This window comes from Moraxella bovis (genome assembly GCF_002014975.1).
GTDB lineage: Bacteria > Pseudomonadota > Gammaproteobacteria > Pseudomonadales > Moraxellaceae > Moraxella > Moraxella bovis.
This window is the reverse complement of record NZ_MUXV01000032.1, coordinates 1-4,654: the sequence shown is the minus strand read 5'-3', so window position 1 is coordinate 4,654 and position 4,654 is coordinate 1. Positions and strand designations below refer to the sequence as shown.

The following is a 4,654-nucleotide window of genomic DNA, read 5'->3' as shown; positions in this document are numbered from 1 at the left end:
ATACTTTTTGGATTACTACCGAAGATGTAATCATCTGCGAATAATTGATGTATAAAATAGATAACAAAATTTAAATAATTTTACAAAAAAACTCTACTATTTATTTTGATTTATTTTGATTTATTTTATAATATAAAATAAAGTTATACCTAATGCCTAATCATTTTATGGAGCAAAATATGCTAAAAAACTAATGTTAGCCACCGCAATCATCGGTGCAACGATTTCAACCGCTAGTGCTGATACCATTAGTGGCGATGTGGATTTGCAAGTAAAACTGCCAGAAATCTTGGTGCTTTACCATTGGGAAAAGGCAGGTATTGAGTTTGGGGCAAATAAGTACAACCTGCCGACAGGCAAGGGGGAGGGTACTTACGATTTTGGAATTGGTAGAATTGATGTTACAGATACCAATGGCGGTACAAGTGCTGGTGTTACAGGTCAAGAAATGAATACGGCTACTGTTCCAAATGCTCGTGCTGATGCCCAAGTTATCCCTGTTACCTTAAAAAATTCTTGGGCGGTGCGTACTTTAACAGAAAGCGGTACAGTAACTTTGAAAATTGCAAATACGCAGGGTGCAGATGTGCATACATTGTCTAAAGACGGTATTAAATCAGACATTACCACCAAAGAGGTCAAAGTCAAAACTGATACTGTTGGTGCAAATAGTGAAATTACACTACCCTCTAAATGGGAAGTTACCAAAGGCGATATTACTTTTGATTTAGATTTGTCAAAAGCTAAACTTGCAGGTTTGCACGAATCAAATGGCGAAACTTTTACGCTTACTTTGACTGGTGCAAAATAATTAAATAAGCAACAACTTCGCTAATTAACTAAAAAAGGCTGTTTTGGTGCATTGTATGCCTAACAGCCTTTTTAATTCGGACAGACGGCTTTTGGGTGTTTTATGATTAAAAAATGCAGTTGGGCTTTGGGGCTGTGGGCGAGCATTAGCCTGTGTGCCTATGCCAATACTTTACAAACCGATATGGTACAGACCGATACAGGCACACAGCTTGTGGTGAGTCAAAAAAATGCCACAGGACACAGCTTGGATATGCCCCCTGCCCAGCTGGGTATCTCGCCACCCAGACTTGATTTGACCGCAAGTGCGACCACAAATCAGCGTGTGGATACATCGGTTACTTTTTATAATTATGGCGATACGCCAAAACGCATACAAGTTACGCTTACCGATGCGGACACCGATTTTGTGCCGATTGCAAGCGGTCAAGACACGCTAAAACCTTGGGTGCTTATCGCCCCACAAAATTTTGAAATCAAAGCAGGGGGCTATCAGACCATTCGCCTGTCGTTTCGCTTGCCAGCTGGTTTTGCCCAAAAAAGCCATTATGCGTTTTTAAACATCAAGCAACACATTGACAATCCAATCGTATCGCAAAGCGACAATCTAACGGTGGTCAAAATCGGCTCGCAGTATCAGCTACCGATTCGCTTGACGGTCAAATAATGATTGTCAAGTGCTTTAATAAGCAATTTAAATAAAGCGATTTATACAATTTATATATACAATTTATATAATTATGCAACAGGCACTAAGATGAAAATTGTATCAGCAGTGGTAAGCGTGGTGCTGTGTGGGGCGATTACAGCCCAAGCAAGCGAGCTACACCTTTTGGGGCTAAAAATCAATCACAGCCAAATGGGCAACATAGACGCTTTGTGGCAAGATGAGCGTTATTATATTAGCCTAAGTGATTTATCCCTCCTTGATACAACCGCCAAACAGCAAGCGGACGGTTGGCATTTTGATACGCCTTTGGGGCGGACGGTTTTGGCAAGTGATGTTGTCGTGTGGCAAAATATGCCGTATTTGTCGTTTGACGCTTTACGCAAACTTGGCATTGGTGCCACTTATTCACCGTCTGATTTACACATTCATCTGATGCGTGCCACTTTGCCAAAAAATAACAAACCGCCAGTATCACAGCCTAAGATTACCCATTTTCCAAGCAAGTTTGGGGTGCAAGGCGTGCATTTTGACACGCAAATGACAGGCAATGACAGTTCTTGGCGGTATGGTTACAATTTAGATGCTTTTGGTTATGCAATGGAGGGGCAGTTGGGGCGTGGCGACTGCCAAAGACAACCGCCAAAAAAGCGTACTGGATAATGCCTATTGGGCGTATGCTGGCGACCAAACAGCGGTTCGGCTAGGCAGTAGTAGCACGCCTTTTGAGACGATGACAGGCGTGGATTTGGCGTATAGCAATGCCAATATCAAACGACATCTGACGCCTTATTTGGACGGCAAAACCAGTAGCTTGTTAAATACCGACATTCACGACTTACAGCACATCAAAGGGGTGGGCGTGGCAGGCGGGGTTGCCGAATTACGCATTAATGGCGTGGCAGCTGCCAAAGTGCAAAGTTTGCTAGACGGACGCTATGAATTTTTAAATTTGGATATGTCTGCCATAGACCGCTAAAGTCTGATTGAAGTGGCGATTTTTGATAATCCGTATTAACAAGTGCCAGTCAGCATCCAAATCGTATCGCTTGGCAAACGCGCCAGTCGTGTAGCGACCGATGAGCTGTTGGTGCAAGCAGGGCTTGGGCGTGTGGGCGTGTTTGATGACAAAGGGGCAAATACAAGCTATGCTACGCTTGCCTATGGCGTAAATAACAAAGTTAGTATCAACGCAGGGGCAAGATACCAAAACACCCAAAACAGCGATACTCTACTTTGGTAGTTAGGGGCGAATATCGCACCCAATCGCTATGCCAATGTTTTTGTGGATTATAAAAGTGACGGCAATTTTCGCCTTGATGCGCATTATGAACGCACCAACTGGCGTGCCAATTATCGTTACAGTCGTTACAATCGCCAAAATCATCATCATTTTGGGCTGTATTATACCCCAAACCACGACACGCATTTGTCAATTATTCAAGACGATAATAAAACTAATCTTTACGCACGCACTCGTATCAATGACCACATCAGTCACGAAGCACAATATCAGTCGCAAGATGATTATTGGCGGTATCGTATCAGCCAAGATTATCCGACAGGCAAATTTGCCAGTACTTATGCATACAGCATAGACCGCTACAAACATCATCTGTCGTCATCGCACAGACTAAGCTATAACACCACTTTACAAAACAATCTGCAAATTGCACACAAAAGCCAAGATAAAATCCCAGTCTTACTTGCCAGTAGCGTACAGCACCGCTTATCGGACAATCAATCATTATCGCTTGGCATGTCGTGGCAAAATCTTAATAATCAAATCGGCTTTGACGGCAGTTGGCAGTATCACACCCAAAACAGTATGAGCCTTGGGGCAGGCTATCGGCACGGCACTGTGTCAAATGGCTTTGATGGCCGTCTTGATGACAGTCGCCTAGACAGTCGCTTAAATAACCAAACAGCTCGCCAAAGTGGCGAATGGTTTGTGCGTGTATCATTAAACGCCCACAAAACACCCGCCAGTCTACCAAAACTTGGCAGATACACGGCAATGAGCGGTACAAACGGGCAAGCGGTTATTACCCTTAATCACGATACTAGCGATAAATCAGCGTATGAACAGGTGTTTTTAATGTCAATGGTCGGCTAACATCTGCCAATACCCTAAGCCAAGACAGCACAAAAAGCACTTATTTACTGGATTTACCAAAAGGCGTTCACGAAATTGCCCTTGATGGGCGACACCTGCCAATCCAATACGCCTTGCCAACCAAAGCGGTTGCCAAAATCGCCCCAAGACTGCCAACGCATATCAACTGGCAAATGAGCCAAAATTATGGTATTCGTGGGCGACTGGCTTTGGGGATAGGACAGGTGGCGCTTTGGCAAAATAACCATAAAATTGCCACCACCCAAAGCGATACAGACGGCTATTTTTTCTTTGATAAACTGCCAACAGGCACCTATACTGTGCAGGCGAGTGGTCATCAGCCAAAGCAGGTGGTGGTATCCGATGATTATGTGGTGGGCGTGGTGCTGACAAGCAACGAGGAGCAATGATGACAACATATACCAATCGTATGAAGCACAAAACTGTTAAGCACAAAACCGTTAAGCACCTTATGGCAGTAGCGTTTTTGGGGTTGTTGTCTTTTGTCATAATACCGCAGGCACACGCAGAAAATTGTGACCCTCAAACACATAGGGGTGTATTTAACCCAAAATTTAAAAAAGTGGGCGAGCAAAATGGCGAGACAATCTATGCGTGTATGCGTGATGACAGACCTCAGCCAAAAATTACCATCAATGACAGCGATATCATTGCAGGTGGTAGCCAAGCGGTGGGTATGGGTGATGCTCAAAAAGTCGTGGATTTTGGTGTAAGTCGTGTTGATGTTGATGGTTTTGATATAAATGCTGTCAATGCCCCTAGTCGTTATACTTTTAAAAAAGCGGGCAGTATTACTGAGCCATTAAACGAAACATTTCAATTTTTTACTTATACCGACAAAAATGGTGGTCTTGTTAAAAATAACAGCGGTCCTGCTTTTTATAATGCCTATTGTCAAGGCAAGCAAGCACCACCATACGGTGCGGTCAATCATCAGCAAAATATCGTGGATTATTTGACCAATAACGCCCAAAAGTTTCTTGTTAATGGCGAACCTGCCACGCCAAGCTATAAGCCGATTGGGTATTGTTAAAAACAAA

Annotated in this window: 8 protein-coding genes; all 8 read left to right on the top strand. The window is 43.4% G+C overall.

Features of this window, described 5'->3' with window-relative positions; translation table 11 throughout:
• The first annotated feature begins 193 nt into the window (after window positions 1-193).
• The 8 genes from B0182_RS08075 to B0182_RS08040 all read left to right on the top strand — a co-directional run bounded on the left by B0182_RS08075 (window position 194) and on the right by B0182_RS08040 (window position 4,647).
• A complete protein-coding gene (locus B0182_RS08075; RefSeq protein WP_078274443.1) occupies window positions 194-811 on the top strand; it encodes a hypothetical protein in 618 nt (205 codons plus the stop codon).
• Between the two features lie 102 nt (window positions 812-913).
• A complete protein-coding gene (locus B0182_RS08070; RefSeq protein WP_078274442.1) occupies window positions 914-1,477 on the top strand; it encodes a fimbrial biogenesis chaperone in 564 nt (187 codons plus the stop codon).
• Window positions 1,478-1,567: 90 nt separating this feature from the next.
• Window positions 1,568-2,140, top strand: a complete 573-nt coding sequence (locus tag B0182_RS08065) for a hypothetical protein (RefSeq protein WP_078274441.1) — start codon at window positions 1,568-1,570, stop codon at window positions 2,138-2,140.
• Complete coding sequence (locus B0182_RS08060; protein ID WP_143821692.1) at window positions 2,073-2,456, top strand: hypothetical protein; 384 nt, start codon at window positions 2,073-2,075, stop codon at window positions 2,454-2,456. Before B0182_RS08065 ends, B0182_RS08060 begins: the two co-directional genes overlap by 68 nt.
• Window positions 2,457-2,498: 42 nt before the next feature.
• Window positions 2,499-2,720, top strand: coding sequence for a hypothetical protein (locus B0182_RS08055; protein ID WP_078274439.1), 222 nt, complete (start codon window positions 2,499-2,501; stop codon window positions 2,718-2,720).
• Between the two features lie 42 nt (window positions 2,721-2,762).
• Window positions 2,763-3,593, top strand: a complete 831-nt coding sequence (locus tag B0182_RS08050; RefSeq protein WP_078274438.1) for a hypothetical protein — start codon at window positions 2,763-2,765, stop codon at window positions 3,591-3,593.
• A 173-nt stretch (window positions 3,594-3,766) separates the two neighbouring features.
• Window positions 3,767-4,003 carry a carboxypeptidase-like regulatory domain-containing protein gene (locus B0182_RS08045; protein WP_078274437.1) on the top strand — a complete coding sequence of 79 codons (237 nt, stop codon included), beginning with the start codon at window positions 3,767-3,769 and terminating at the stop codon, window positions 4,001-4,003.
• On the top strand, window positions 4,003-4,647 hold the full coding sequence (locus tag B0182_RS08040) for a hypothetical protein (RefSeq protein WP_078274436.1): 645 nt from the start codon (window positions 4,003-4,005) through the stop codon (window positions 4,645-4,647). Before B0182_RS08045 ends, B0182_RS08040 begins: the two co-directional genes overlap by 1 nt.
• Window positions 4,648-4,654: the final 7 nt, after the last annotated feature.